Annotated in this window: 13 protein-coding genes; 11 read left to right on the top strand and 2 right to left on the bottom strand. The window is 53.5% G+C overall.

The genetic code is table 11. From position 1 onward, the window contains the following. Positions 1–291: 291 nt before the first annotated feature. On the bottom strand, positions 292–966 hold the full coding sequence (locus ACI1P2_RS21590) for an MBL fold metallo-hydrolase (protein WP_355322491.1): 675 nt from the start codon (positions 964–966) through the stop codon (positions 292–294). Between the two features lie 69 nt (positions 967–1,035). Further along, positions 1,036–1,623, bottom strand: coding sequence for a TetR/AcrR family transcriptional regulator (locus ACI1P2_RS21585; protein ID WP_355322489.1), 588 nt, complete (start codon positions 1,621–1,623; stop codon positions 1,036–1,038). A 254-nt stretch (positions 1,624–1,877) separates the two neighbouring features. Here ACI1P2_RS21585 and ACI1P2_RS21580 point away from each other — a divergent pair, with 254 nt between their 5' ends. The 11 genes from ACI1P2_RS21580 to ACI1P2_RS21530 all read left to right on the top strand — a co-directional run bounded on the left by ACI1P2_RS21580 (position 1,878) and on the right by ACI1P2_RS21530 (position 13,218). Next, positions 1,878–2,435 (top strand): glycerol-3-phosphate responsive antiterminator, encoded by a 558-nt coding sequence (locus ACI1P2_RS21580; RefSeq protein ID WP_355322487.1) that lies wholly within the window; start codon positions 1,878–1,880, stop codon positions 2,433–2,435. A 203-nt stretch (positions 2,436–2,638) separates the two neighbouring features. Continuing rightward, positions 2,639–3,706, top strand: a complete 1,068-nt coding sequence (locus ACI1P2_RS21575; protein WP_355322485.1) for an extracellular solute-binding protein — start codon at positions 2,639–2,641, stop codon at positions 3,704–3,706. Positions 3,707–3,722: 16 nt separating this feature from the next. Beyond that, a complete protein-coding gene (locus ACI1P2_RS21570; protein ID WP_355322483.1) occupies positions 3,723–4,538 on the top strand; it encodes an ABC transporter permease in 816 nt (271 codons plus the stop codon). 1 nt (position 4,539) lies between these two features. Further along, positions 4,540–5,328, top strand: coding sequence for an ABC transporter permease (locus ACI1P2_RS21565; RefSeq protein WP_355322481.1), 789 nt, complete (start codon positions 4,540–4,542; stop codon positions 5,326–5,328). Then, positions 5,328–6,380 (top strand): ABC transporter ATP-binding protein, encoded by a 1,053-nt coding sequence (locus ACI1P2_RS21560; protein ID WP_408976295.1) that lies wholly within the window; start codon positions 5,328–5,330, stop codon positions 6,378–6,380. The genes ACI1P2_RS21565 and ACI1P2_RS21560 overlap by 1 nt, the downstream gene beginning before the upstream one ends. A 51-nt stretch (positions 6,381–6,431) precedes the next feature. Further along, on the top strand, positions 6,432–7,229 hold the full coding sequence (locus ACI1P2_RS21555; protein WP_355322477.1) for a sugar phosphate isomerase/epimerase family protein: 798 nt from the start codon (positions 6,432–6,434) through the stop codon (positions 7,227–7,229). A gap of 37 nt (positions 7,230–7,266) precedes the next feature. Beyond that, positions 7,267–8,064: an HAD-IIA family hydrolase gene (locus ACI1P2_RS21550; protein WP_408976294.1), complete on the top strand. Its 798-nt coding sequence runs from the start codon at positions 7,267–7,269 to the stop codon at positions 8,062–8,064. Between the two features lie 285 nt (positions 8,065–8,349). Then, positions 8,350–9,882 (top strand): PucR family transcriptional regulator, encoded by a 1,533-nt coding sequence (locus ACI1P2_RS21545; RefSeq protein ID WP_355322475.1) that lies wholly within the window; start codon positions 8,350–8,352, stop codon positions 9,880–9,882. A 123-nt stretch (positions 9,883–10,005) separates the two neighbouring features. Next, the gene (locus tag ACI1P2_RS21540; RefSeq protein ID WP_355322473.1) at positions 10,006–10,665 is read left to right on the top strand and encodes an aspartate/glutamate racemase family protein; all 660 of its coding nucleotides are present in this window, start codon (positions 10,006–10,008) and stop codon (positions 10,663–10,665) included. Positions 10,666–10,696: 31 nt separating this feature from the next. Continuing rightward, complete coding sequence (locus ACI1P2_RS21535; protein ID WP_355322471.1) at positions 10,697–11,608, top strand: DMT family transporter; 912 nt, start codon at positions 10,697–10,699, stop codon at positions 11,606–11,608. 2 nt (positions 11,609–11,610) lie between these two features. Then, positions 11,611–13,218, top strand: coding sequence for an OPT/YSL family transporter (locus ACI1P2_RS21530; RefSeq protein ID WP_355322469.1), 1,608 nt, complete (start codon positions 11,611–11,613; stop codon positions 13,216–13,218). The last annotated feature ends 4 nt before the right edge of the window (positions 13,219–13,222 follow it).

Below are 13,222 nucleotides of genomic sequence, written 5' to 3'. Positions count from 1 at the left end.
CCCTGATCCTTTCCAGATTTCCGCAAAAGCTCAGGTTTTCGAGCCGATATTGCACCCACCGGAAATCTAACGGTTGCAGCTGCTGCTATTTTACGAAAAAAGGCCTTTTCTAAATTCTAACGGTTACGACCGCCGTTATTTGCCTTAATCTAAGCGAAAATAACCGGGTTTAGTGAAATAAGCGCAATAGCAACCGCTAGAATTTGAAATCAACGATCTTGGCACCAATAGCGGCTGTGGCACCCATTAGAATTGTTAAATGCCAAGGCGGCGCCCGAAATCCTCCACCGCTTATTGGATAGCCGCTTGCGGTGCGTCAATCATGGGCCCGTGGCCGACAGCCAGCAGCGAAGGCTTCATCTCCAGCAGCTTGCGCGCGCTGTGCAAAGCCGTCTCCTTGTGCCAGGTCGCCAGTGCCGGAAAGGGAAAGAGCGGGACCACTCTCCCGGCAACGGCAACCCTTCCGCGTGTTGTAAAGGCATCACCCGCAAGCAGCGCGCCTGTCCGGGTATCCATGAATGCCATGGAGCCGGGCGTATGTCCGGGGGAACTGACTGCCTGCAGCGATCCTACCAGGTCTCCTTCATCAAGGAGGATATCCGGCCGGGTATGCAGCTTGGACGGAACCCCGCCGCGCACCGGAACGTTGGGCTCGGCAGGGTCCAGGGACACATCGCCGGCCAGCAGCCGCGCATCACGGCGCGAGATGTATACAGGTACCTCCGGAAAATGCTGCTTCAATGCATCCAAGGAGCCGACATGATCGTTATGCCCATGGGTGAGCACAATGCGGGTGATCGGTTTTCCGATCCGCGCCGCCGCGCCGATGATGCCCTTTGCACTGGAAGGGAGCGCAGCATCCACCAGTGTCAGTTCCCCCTCCTCCTCAACCAAATAACAGTTCACAGGAAAAAAATCCGGAAGAAAAGTCAACTGATGCAAATGCTGTCTGCTTTGAACTCGCATAGGAAGGCGTCCCCCTTAACATTGATGATTTGATTTTAACTAATATAATTAGTTTTATCAATAAAAAAATTAGTTTTCGGGTTTGCGATGGCCTATTTGCTCAAGGCCTGCTATAAAAATGTCCATGACAAACCGGAGGCTGTCATCCTTTCCGACAGGCATTTGGAAGCCCCCACTGCCCTCAATGGACGCAAATCCATGCAGCAGGCTCCGCCATCCGCGCACCGCATGCACGACCTCCTCTTCCGTCAAAGAGTATCCGGCAGACAGCACCCTGAACACAACCTCCGCCGTCCTATCGCTAATACGTCTAACTTCCTCATCCTTTAAATTGGCCGCAAGCATCATCGCCTCATATAACCCTGGGCGGGTGCGGGCAAATTCAATATAAGCCGCCGCCATGTTCAGAACAGCCTCCCGTCCCGCATGGCCGACAGCGGCCCGTGCAAGCACTTTCTCCAGCTCCTTCATGCTGTACATGGCGAGTTCCCTGCGCAATCCCGCCAAGCCGCTGATATGGTTATACAGGGACGGCGGGCGAATTTGCAGCTTGCCTGCGAGTGTCGTCAGCGTCACTTCCCCCATCCCCTGCTCGTTGGCGATCTCCTCCGCCGCCTGCAGCACCCTCTGCAGAGTAAGCCCTTGCCTTGGTGACATATTCGGATTCCCCCTTTACTCTCCGCTTTATGAAAGCGGCCATCATAGAATAAGCAAAACCTTAATTGTTATTTTAACTAATCTTCTTAGTTTAGACAAAATAAAAAAATGACGTTATAAATAATTCTATTTTGTGGAAATTTCTATGTTCTTTAACAAAAAGGTTTAATAATTTTATACTGCGTTGATATTACGTTAACAAATGTCGATTATTGTTGAAAAAGAGCGTGATTACGAAGGAAGAAGGAACGCCCATGAATATCAGAGAGCTGCTCCATACTCATCCCATCATTGCCGCTGCGGAGCATGACCATCTGGCGTTGGCCGTCCGTTCCAAAGTGTGCGCGGTGCTGTTGATGCATGGCAAGGTTACAAATCTGCTGGAGCCACAATTTCAGGAGCTGAGCAAGCTGAAGCCCGTGTTTGTGCATACAGATCTCGTTAGAGGCCTCTCCAACGATAAGGAAGCTGCTGCCTTTCTGGCCGGGCATGTACATCCCGCAGGTATCGTGAGCACGAAGAGCGCCATGATTCGAGCGGCCAAGAAGGAAGGTCTGCTGACCGTGCAGCGTGTTTTCCTGATTGATACCGGATCATTTCATACCGCGATTCGCAGTATCAAGGAGAACGAACCGGATGCGATCGAGATTATGCCAGGGATTGCCCCCTCCATTATTCCGGCTTTCCGGGAGGAGACGGGTTTGCCCATCATTGCCGCCGGGCTCATTTCAACGAAGGAGCAGGTAGAGGAAGCTTTAAAAGCAGGGGCAGATGCCGTATCACTGAGCCGGGCAGAGCTATGGGGCGAGTAAGCCGCTGTTAAGCAAGGGGAAATACATCATGGCTCAGCACAATGAATTTCATATTGATAACTTGGGTGGAGACGATGAGAACCCATAGCTATCCTTTCTTGAGTGTGACAAAGGGATACCTATGTGCTTTTTATGGTCTCTTTTTACATTCGGGCGTGTCTTAAAGCAACAAAAAAATTCAGGAACAGGTGGTAATGAAGCGTATGATGAAGAAATTGGCAACAGGCGCATTGAGCGCAGTCCTGGCATTGTCCTTGGCTGCATGCTCAACTGGGACGGGCACAAATGGTGCTGCACAAGCAGGTACAGGTGCAGCCGGCGGGAGCACGGTAGCGATTGCGTACAACAATCCGCCGTTATGGGCCAATTGGGAGGCAGTTCAGGCGAAGTTTCTGGAAGAGACGGGCATTCGCGTTCCGGCTGACAACAAGAACAGCGGACAAGCGATGACCGCGATGATTGCCGAGAAGAACAAGCCCGTCGCTGACGTGGCATACCTGGGCATTACTTTTGGACCGCAGGCGGTGCAGGAGAATGTCGTTGAAGCCTACAAGCCGGAGCATTTCGATGAAATTCCTGACGATCTGAAAGACCCTGACGGCAAGTGGATGGCCATTCATTACGGAGCCATTGCTTTTATTGTCAATAAAGACGCCCTCGGCGATGTGCCTGTACCGAAGTCCTGGGCGGACCTTCTGAAGCCGGAGTATAAGGATAAAGTCGGTTTCTTGGACCCGACCTCTGCCGCGGTGGGCTACAGTGTAGTCACGGCCGCCAATATCGCCATGGGTGGAACGCTTGAAAATTGGGACCCTGGCATGAAGTATTTGCAGCAGCTTGAGCAAAATGGCGCCATCCATCCGAAACAGACCGCTACGGCCAAAGTCATGAAGGGGGAAATTCCCATCCTCATTGACGCGGATTTTAACGGGTACACGATGAAATATAACGACAACGCCCCTATTGAAGTCGTCATTCCGCAGGAAGGCTCGCTCAAGGTCCCTTATATCGCTTCTCTCGTGAAAAATGGGCCAAATCAGGAGAACGGCAAGAAGTATATCGATTTCATGTTGTCCGATGAAGGTCAACAGCTGTTCGCGGCTGGCTACGTCCGCCCGATCCGCAATGTGGACATTCCGCAGGAAACGAAGGATAAGTTCCTGCCGGAACAGGACTACGAGCGGGTGAAAAGCGTGGATTATGAACAAATGAACAAGGTGCAATCTGAAGTCAACGAACGCTGGAAAAGTGACGTGACGGCAGGTAAATGATGCAAAGGAGAGAGGCATGGCCAGACACAGAATCTATTTTTTAACGCCGATTGTCATCATCTTCAGCTTCTTTTTTCTCTATCCGTTAGTCATTCTGGTGCTGGCGAGCCTGCGCAGCGAGGACGGCGGAGCGCTGACTTTGAACAATTACGCCCAAATGCTCACCGATCCCTACTATTTCAAAGCGCTCGTCAACAGTCTCCTGCTCTCTCTTGCCGCAACCGTATCCTCGCTCATTTTGGCGGGGGTACTGGCTTTTTTTCTGGCACGGAACGACTTCAGAGGCAAAACGCTGTATTTTACGCTGCTGACCTTCCCGATGTCCCTGCCGGGCGTCGTTGTAGGGTTCATGATTATCATTCTGTTCGGCACGACGGGCGTGCTGCCGATGCTTAGCAAATGGCTGACAGGCACGCCATCGATGGCGTTCGCTTATACGATTATGGGGATTTTCCTGGCTTATTTGTATTTTGAAATCCCGCGGGTGATTTTGTCGCTGTATGGAGCCATTCAGCATTTTGACAGAACCCTGGAGGAAGCAGCGAGAACGATGGGGGCTTCGCCGTGGCAGGCGGTTCGTTACGTCGTTCTGCCGACGGTGTTCCCGATCTTCATTGCATCCGGCGCGCTGGCCTTCTCGACGTCCATGAGCGCGTTCGGCACGGCGTTCACATTGGCTAATGACTTCGATATATTGCCGATTCTGATGTACAACGAATTCACGCTGAGCTTCAAGATCGAAGTCGCCAGCGCCATCGCGGTGGTGATCGGGATCATCTGCGTGCTGATGAATGTGATGAACCGGATCATTCTGGAGAGGGGGATGCGCTAATATGCAAAAGCTGGGCAAAGGCTTCATGTATGCCTTGATTGTCATCGTCAGCCTGTTTATGATCGTCCCCCTGCTCTTTACAGTGGTCGGTTCCTTCGCCGGTTATTGGGGCTCAAGCCTGTTCACTTCGGGCTGGACCTTAAAATGGTACCGGGATGTATTCCACTATTATGGGCCTACCGTGCTCTTCACACTGGTGATAGCCGCCGCAACGGTCATCATAAATGTCCTGCTCGGCACAATGACAGCCTACCAGTTCTCCAGATCGAACAGCCGCTGGATGATGGTGTTGGAGGAGATTCTGACCCTGCCGATTGCCGTACCCGGCGTGGCGATTGCGCTGGCATTGATTCAGACCTATGCCCCGCTCCGGGAAGCCGGCTGGCTGATTCTGATCGGACATGTCATTGTAACGTTCCCGTTAATCTTCAGAACCGTACTCGGCACGCTGCGCACCAGAAGTTTCAAGGCGCTCGATGAAAGCGCGGCGACACTCGGGGCCGGGCCATTCTACCGTTTTTTTCACGTGATCCTGCCGAGCATCAGATCAGCCGTGCTCTCGGGAGCCATGCTGGTGTTCCTGCTGTCGCTCGGAGAGTTCAACATGACCTTTTTCCTGTATACACCGCTCAAGGTCACTCTGCCTGTCGGCTTGTATGAAGCCTATTCCTCCCTGCGGATTGAGATTGGGAGCGCGTATACCGTGGTATTTCTGGTCATTGCGGTGCCTGTCATGTTCATCCTGCACAAACTGAACCAGTCTGCCGCGTACAACAGAGGAGGAGTCTAATGATGGGGAAACCCTATATCCATATTCATGAAGTGCATAAGACGTATCCGGACGGGACGAAGGCACTGGAGCCCATTCATTTGGAGATCCGCCATGGCGAGGTGCTGGTTCTGCTGGGACCTTCGGGATGCGGCAAAAGCACGCTGCTGCGCATGATCGCCGGACTGGAGCAGACGAGCGGCGGTTCCATCACCGTGAATGGCGAAGAGATCAGCCATCTGCCCCCCGAGAAACGGGATATCGGGCTGGTGTTCCAGCAATATGCGCTGTTTCCGACCATGACCGTTGCGCAAAATATTGCCTTTGGCATGAAGCTCCGCAAGAAGAGCAAGCAGGAGATTCAACAAAAGGTGCAGGACATGCTGGAGCTGATGAACCTGCAGGAACTGAAGGACCGCAAGCCAGCCCAACTGTCCGGTGGGCAGCAGCAGAGGGCGGCGGTGGCGCGCGCTTTGGCCACAGAGCCTAAAATTCTGCTGATGGATGAGCCCCTCACCGCCCTGGATGCCAAGCTCAAAGAGTATTTGCGGATTGAACTGGCCCAGCTCTTCCGCAAGCTGAACATTACAACCGTCTATGTCACACATGACCAGGTGGAAGCCATGGCCATCGCCGACCGGATTGCGGTGATGGATAAGGGTGTGATCCGGCAGATCGGCACGCCCAAGGAAATCTATCATCAGCCGAAATCTCCCTTTGTGGCCCAATTTGTGGGGCAGGTCAACCGCTTGAAGGGACAGGCTGTCCGCACCAAGGAAGGCTGGTCCGTGCATTTCGGGTTTGCCCTCTCCCCTTATCACGGAACGCGTGATATTGAGGAAGGCGAAGAGGTGGAGGCATTCCTCAGACCGGAAGATATTGCCGTTGAGATTTCCGGCGGCCCCGGCTTTCCGGTCCGCATCCGGGACAGCATTTTTCTCGGCGAGCGCTACAGAGTCATCGCCGAGGCCGCGGGACAGAAGCTGTTGCTCGACGTACCCAATGATATTCAATTGAACGAGGGCGATCAGGTACAGCTTCAGCTGCAGCATCACAAGCTCATTTACACGTAGTTATTCTATTTTTTCATACGTCTATACAATCTTGAGAGGGGAAATTTCAGCATGAACAAGCAAATCAGTTACTCCGACCTGCCTTTGTTGACCCGCTCCGTGGAGGAGAACGTGGAACAGCTGCTGGAGCATGGGGCCGATAAAATAGAGCTGCTCATGGACGGTATCCAATGGGACGATATGGACGGACAAATCCGTAGAATGGGAAAAACCCTGCGGCGCTATCGCGCGGCCTTCTCCGTCCATCCTCCGGCATGGGACACGAATCTGACGAGCGAAAATCAGGCAATTCGCACAGCATCCTATGAGGAGTATAAAAAAGCCATTGAATTCGCTCATGAAATTGAAGCGGAGCATGTGGTGATCCATCCCGGGTTCAGCTTTTCGCCCGCTTTTGATAAAGCAACCGCCCAAAAGCGCGCACAGGATTATCTGGAACTGCTTTGCCGGGTGGCGAAACCGCTTGGCATCAAGCTGGCCGTGGAAAACGTAGGCTACAAAGGGGCCTCCATCTATTCGGAGCAGGAGTATCTGTGCTGTCTGGACGGAATTGATGCTGCCGCGGGTTATTTGATAGATACGGGGCATGCCCGCTTGAATGGCTGGGATATTCCGGGCATGATCCGTAGCGTGAAGGACCGTCTCTGCTCCGTGCATATTCATGATAATTCCGGCGAAGGGGACGAGCATCTGCCTATTGGAGGAGGGTCTATTGATTGGCAGCCAATTTACGATGCGCTGCGGGAAGTGGAGGCACCTTGCCAATTAATCCTGGAGTATTCGCCCGGTACGGACCTGAATCAGCTGGCGAAAGGAAAGCAGCTGCTTCAGCAGAACCTTGCGCTATAATCCATTGAACTCACATGCTATAACCCGAGGAGAAGGGATGATCAGGGAGCTGGACCCGTCCCGGTATCAAGCCTACTTCTTTGATCTTGACGGAACGATTTATACCGGCAGCAAGCTTCTGCCCGGAGCGGGCGAATTGATCGCCCGTCTGCACCAGTTGGGCAAAAAGGTTATGTATCTGACCAATACGACGGTGTATACCCGTGAACAGTGCCGCGCCAGATTGCAGGATATGGGTCTGAATCCGGAGCGCGAGGACATTATGACAGCAGGCTATGTGGCTGCCACGTATCTGCTGCAGGAGCAGCAAAAGGTACAGGCGCTCGTGATTGGAGAGCGCGCGCTCACGCTGGAACTGAACGGCAAGGGCATTATGCTGACGGAGGACCCTCTGTCGGCAACCCATCTGGTTGTCGGATTGGACAGGGAATTCACGTATGACAAGCTGGCTGCCGGGATGACGGCGGTCAGAAACGGGGCCCGTTTTATCGTGGCCAACCCGGACCCGTTCTGTCCGGTTCCCGGTGGAATCATACCCGATTCCTGGCCCATCGCCAAAGCGATTGAGGCGGCGAGCACCCTCCGCATTCACGCCATGACCGGCAAGCCCTCCGCCTACTATACAGACCTGGCCTTGCGGAGCTCAGGACTTGAGGCGGAGCGCTGCCTCATGATCGGGGACCGTCTGGAGACCGACATGATGATGGGAGTGAACAGCGGAGTGCACACAGCGCTCGTTCTGACCGGAGTTACCACCCCTGAGGACCTGAGGCAAAGCAATATTGTACCGGACTATGTATTTGCTACACTTGCAGATTTGCTGAAACAGGTGTAACCAAGAATAAGCGATCACACCAGGGAGCGCCGCCACCTCATGACCAGGATGAGTATGGACGGCGCTCTTCGGCTTTTTCTCCCGGATGTGTCAACTCGTTGCAGCCCCCAGGGCCGCTTGCTTCTGCACCTGCCGCTCCATATTCCCATCGTCATGTCACATTAATTGACCAATGGTAAGAATATATCCATACTTTTCATTCAACAAATTACATAAGAATGTCATGACAGACAAGAAAAATTGGGATAGACTTATGAGCAATTACAAGCGGAAACAGGTGAGGATATGAATCGAAGCGGATTGACGGTACGTGAGCTGCTCAAGCTTCCTTTCTTCAAGGATGCTAGGCTTATCAGCGGAGAACAGGGCCTCGACCGGGTTGTACGTTACATTGATATTCTGGAAGTGCCTGATATCAAGTCCTGGCTCCGCGAAGGGGAAATGATCATGACGACCGGTTATTCGGTGCGGGATGACCCTTCTCTGCTGGCTGGCCTGGTGAAAGAGTTGGCGCATGCCGACGGGGCCGCGCTTGCCTTCAAGCCGGAACGCTTCATCGGCAGAGTTCCCCAGGACATGGTCGAGATGAGCAACCTCTATCATATTCCCGTGATTGAGCTGCCACCGGGCATGCCTTATATAGACATCACTTTTACGGTGATGGAACAGATTGTCGACAGACAGGCCGCCCTGCTCAGAAGGTCTGAAGAGGTGTACACGACACTGACACATCTCGTGCTGAATAACCGCGGCATTCAGGCCGTGGCCGACCATGTGGCCGAGCTGATCGGGTCAGGCATCTGCATTGTGGGCAGAACGGGGGAAATGCTTGTTTCTTCCTCATATAATGCCTCTTCCGAGCGCAGCGGGGACCGCTCCCAATGGGACATCACGGTCGACAATCAACTCGTGGGCAAGCTGGTTGTGGCCAAGGAGGAGCTGGACGAGCTGGACCTGGTGTGTATCGAGCAGGCGAGGCTGGTGTTTGCCCTGGAGCTGATGCGGAGCAAAATCGCCAAGGACACGGAGCTCAGACTGCAGGGCAGCTTTTTCGAGGAGCTGCTGATGGGCGTCCACTTATCCAGGCAGGAGGTTGAGGACAAGAGCAGGCAGCTCGGCCTGCAGCCCTACTGGGCATGGGAAGTCTGCCTTATTGAGGGAGGCCAGCAGCTTTGCAGCGAAGGCTCCTCTTTTGCGGTGCAGTTGAAAGAGCTCGTCCACCAGGAGGCTGCAAAGCGCAAAGTACGCGGATATGTGCTGCCGCAAGGGGAGCGGCTGCTCCTTCTGCTGTCCACCACGGAGGGTGATTCTCCAGCGAGAAAGCAGCCGCACAAGGAGTGGATTCAGAGCCTGCGGCCGTTTCTTCAACGCTGGAACAACATCCGCGCCGGCTTCGGCAGCAAAAGGCCGCTGTGGGAGCTCCATGCCGGGTACATGGAGGCCCGCAAGGCTATCGCCATCGGTACCCGATTGGATCGTGAGCCGCATATTTACACCTTTGACCAAATTGAAATGCTCAGCTTGATGCTGGAGGCTGGCAGCTTTGTTAACTTCGATACGGTCATCGACCGCAACCTGGGCCAGTTGGCCAAATATGACAAAGAAAACGATACGGACCTGGTAACGACGCTCTATTATTATTTGACGACCGGCGGCAGTCTAATTGAAACAGCCAACCGTATGTACATTCACCGCAACTCCGTCAAATACCGGATTGACCGGATTAAAGAGCTGACCGACATCGATCTGGATAACTCTGTAAACCGGCTGATGTATCAGCTGTGCAGCGCTTTTTATCTGGTTAAGAAAGCGGATTAAACAGAGGGTCATTGTGCTTTGAGCACAATGACCCTCTGTTTGTTTTGGCATATGAGTACATTGTTTATATTTATGCGGCTCTCTAGAATGTTAAATAACATCACACAGGGGAGGTTGAATTGAATGATAGGCGTAATACGTGTTTTTACAACGGATAACCATGACGTTTTGGAACAACACGGAAGGGTCATTATAGAAAAGTACGGTGTTCAAGTGATAAGCAAGAGCATCCCGGATCAGCCTTTGGGTATCTATAATGATGAAACGGAAGAAATCGCAAATCCCAAGATCGTAGAGCTGGGCAAAAGCATGGAGCGCGATGGTTGCAAAGTGCTGATTATCAGCTGCGCGGCGGACCCAGCCATCGAAGCCCTGCGTCAAAGCGTGTCCATTCCAGTCATTGGCGCGGGCAGCGCCGCATCCTACAGCGCGCTGGCGACCGGTCTTCCCGTCGGTGTTATGGGCATCACCAAGGAGGCTCCTGCGGTTGTATCGGGCCTGCTTGGCAGCCGCCTGGTCAAATATCTTCGTCCCGAGGGAGTCACCAATACGACAGATATTCTGACGCCGGCCGGACGTGAAAAAGCCATCGAGGCAGCGCAATCTCTTATCAATCAAGGAGCCAAGGTCATCCAGTTTGCCTGCACCGGCTTCTCCACCATCGGACTTGCCGATGTGCTTAGAAACGAGCTGCGGATTCCCGTGATTGATCCGGTGGAAGCCGAGGGGTTGTACGCATCCTCCCTCTACCAGCAAACGGTGACCGATAACCCGATCCACTAAAAGCCCGCTTCACTAAAAGAGGGATGATTTTTTGGCAAGAGCTTATCTGATACTCGCAGGATGCGTATTCATCTGGGCATTGAACTATATTATCCGGCAGATACTATTACAGTATTTTTCTCCCATTTTCTTATCAGCATTCAGCCTCACCGTCGTATCCGCCGTCTTTCTAATCTGGGCCTGTGTCCGGAAAAGGATGGCAAAGCCCGGCGGCAGAGACCTTCTAATCCTGTTTCTGTCGGCAACCATCGGACTGATCGCCAACCAGCTCCTGCTCTTCAAGGGACTGCAGCATACGTCCGCAACGAATGCTTCGCTTATATTCTGTATGTCCCCCCTCATCACTGCCGGGCTTGCAGCCTTGATATTGAGGGAGAAAGTCACCTGGCGCATGATCGCCGGCTGCATGATTGCCGTGATCGGCCTGTTGTTAGCCTTGAACATGAAGGGGCTGCGATTCAGCCTCGGTGACCTGATTATGCTTGGGGCCACCTTCAGCTTTTCCTGCAATCTGATTTTTGCACGGATGCTGTCCGGTCGGCTCACACCCTTCATTGTAACGGTCTACAGCTTTACATTGAGTGCGGTTATATTCGATCCCTTCGTCCTGTCCCTGACCGATATCCGCTGGACTCAGCCTGCTGGAATTTGGGCGCTCGCCTTCGCTTCCGTCATTATAGGGCAAGGGATAACGAGTGCGGCCTGGAACAAAGGGATGGAAACCACAGGCGCTTCCAGGGCATCCATCATACTGAATTTACAGCCTCTCATGACGATTTTACTGGAGTTCCTTATTTTCCGCAGTCCGGTTTCTGTTCAGCAGATTCTGGGCGCATGCCTTGTTCTCGCAGGCGTTCTCTTCGGGACGTTGTCAAAAGGGCTTTTTCACTCCAAAAAAAAACGTAAAGACGGCACTCAAATCATAGATCTACAGGAGGGTTAACTATGGATAATCAAAAACAGCAGCACCCTACGATTTTTGAACCTGTCTCCCTGATTCTGATCATTGTAACCAGCGTTCTGGGAGCCATTATCGGCATGCAGATTGTAACCTCTCTGGGTGTGACGCCAAATACCGCCATTATTGGCGCCCTGATCGCCATGCTGATTGCCCGGATACCCATCGCCATTCTCAATAGGTTCAAATCCATTCACCGGCAAAATCTCGTGCAGACCTCCATATCATCCGCCACATTCGGGGCGGCCAACAGCCTGCTGATTCCCATCGGCATTCCGTTTGTGATGGGTGAGCCGGATTTGATTCTGCCGATGCTGATCGGGGCGGCGCTCGCCATGTTCCTTGATGCGGCGATTCTGTACAAAATCTTTGACTCGAAGCTGTTCCCGGCGTCGGGCACATGGGCTCCGGGCGTCGCTACAGCCGAGTCGATTCTCGCCGGGGACAAGGGCGGCAAACGCGCGGGACTGCTCGGTGTCGGCACGCTCATCGGCCTCATCGGCTCCGTCCTGCATATCCCGATGTCCGCCTTCGGTGTAGCCTTCATCGGCAATATCTGGGCCTTGACCATGTTCGGCATCGGGCTGCTGATCCGGCAGTATTCCGGCCCCCTCTTCAACATTGACGTAGACAAGATGTGTATTGCTCACGGCATTATGATCGGCGCCGGTATCGTCGCCCTGATCCAGGCCGGCTTCCTGATCTTCAGCAAAACGAAGCCTAAAGCCCCGGCGCAGGACGGAGCCGTTCAGACAGCGGCAGAACCGGAGGAGTACACACGTCCAATCAATGAAGCACGGCGGGTACTGGGCATCGGCTTCCTGCTCTACCTGGCCATCGCCCTGCTCATCGCCATCATCGGCGGCCTGATTACGCACATGTCCATTGGCATGCTGATTGGCTTCATTGTGTTTGCTGCCTTTGCCGCTTTTGTACACGAAATTATCGTTGGCATCGCGGCCATGCACTCCGGCTGGTTTCCGGCCTTTGCCGTTGCCTTCATTACCCTGCTGGTCGGCATGATGATCGGCTTCCCGATGCTGGCGCTGGCTTTGCTGGCAGGCTTCAGCGCCGCTACCGGTCCCGCCTTCGCGGACATGGGCTATGACTTGAAGACAGGATACATTCTGCGCGGGTACGGCAAGGATAAAGAGTTCGAGGTGCAGGGCCGGAAGCAGCAATATCTCGCTTCTCTGATCGCGTTCGGTGTAGCCCTGATCACTGTTATTGTGACTTACCAGACCTTTTTCGCACAAAACCTCGTACCGCCGATTGACAAAGTGTATGTATCCACCATTCAGGCCGGCACCTCCGGCGATGTCGCCCTTCAGCTTCTGATCTGGGCCATTCCCGGAGCCATCGTACAGCTGATCGGCGGTCCGCACCGCCAGCTTGGCGTATTGTTCGCCACAGGCCTGCTGATCTCGACCCCGAATGCGTGCTGGGCTGTGCTGGCCGGTATTCTGATCCGTGTCATTGTGCTGAAGGTGACAAACAGAAGAGCCGAAACGAACCTCAGCATTCTGGCAGCCGGATTTATCGCCGGGGATGCGCTTTACAGCTTCTTCAACTCGATCTTTAAAATGAACAAATGAGGTG

The organism is Paenibacillus jiangxiensis (assembly GCF_046098255.1).
GTDB lineage: Bacteria > Bacillota > Bacilli > Paenibacillales > Paenibacillaceae > Paenibacillus > Paenibacillus jiagnxiensis.
This window is presented reverse-complemented; position numbering and strand designations above follow the sequence as displayed.

Excerpts from the sequence above, each read along its gene's own strand:
- ACI1P2_RS21560 (WP_408976295.1), top strand. The coding sequence starts at position 5,328 with ATGATGGGGAAACCCTATATCCATATTCATGAAGTGCATAAGACGTAT.
- ACI1P2_RS21530 (WP_355322469.1), top strand. The coding sequence starts at position 11,611 with ATGGATAATCAAAAACAGCAGCACCCTACGATTTTTGAACCTGTCTCC.
- ACI1P2_RS21585 (WP_355322489.1), bottom strand. The coding sequence starts at position 1,623 with ATGTCACCAAGGCAAGGGCTTACTCTGCAGAGGGTGCTGCAGGCGGCG.
- ACI1P2_RS21590 (WP_355322491.1), bottom strand. The coding sequence starts at position 966 with ATGCGAGTTCAAAGCAGACAGCATTTGCATCAGTTGACTTTTCTTCCG.
- ACI1P2_RS21580 (WP_355322487.1), top strand. The coding sequence starts at position 1,878 with ATGAATATCAGAGAGCTGCTCCATACTCATCCCATCATTGCCGCTGCG.
- ACI1P2_RS21545 (WP_355322475.1), top strand. The coding sequence starts at position 8,350 with ATGAATCGAAGCGGATTGACGGTACGTGAGCTGCTCAAGCTTCCTTTC.
- ACI1P2_RS21565 (WP_355322481.1), top strand. The coding sequence starts at position 4,540 with ATGCAAAAGCTGGGCAAAGGCTTCATGTATGCCTTGATTGTCATCGTC.
- ACI1P2_RS21575 (WP_355322485.1), top strand. The coding sequence starts at position 2,639 with ATGATGAAGAAATTGGCAACAGGCGCATTGAGCGCAGTCCTGGCATTG.
- ACI1P2_RS21570 (WP_355322483.1), top strand. The coding sequence starts at position 3,723 with ATGGCCAGACACAGAATCTATTTTTTAACGCCGATTGTCATCATCTTC.
- ACI1P2_RS21555 (WP_355322477.1), top strand. The coding sequence starts at position 6,432 with ATGAACAAGCAAATCAGTTACTCCGACCTGCCTTTGTTGACCCGCTCC.
- ACI1P2_RS21550 (WP_408976294.1), top strand. The coding sequence starts at position 7,267 with ATGATCAGGGAGCTGGACCCGTCCCGGTATCAAGCCTACTTCTTTGAT.
- ACI1P2_RS21540 (WP_355322473.1), top strand. The coding sequence starts at position 10,006 with ATGATAGGCGTAATACGTGTTTTTACAACGGATAACCATGACGTTTTG.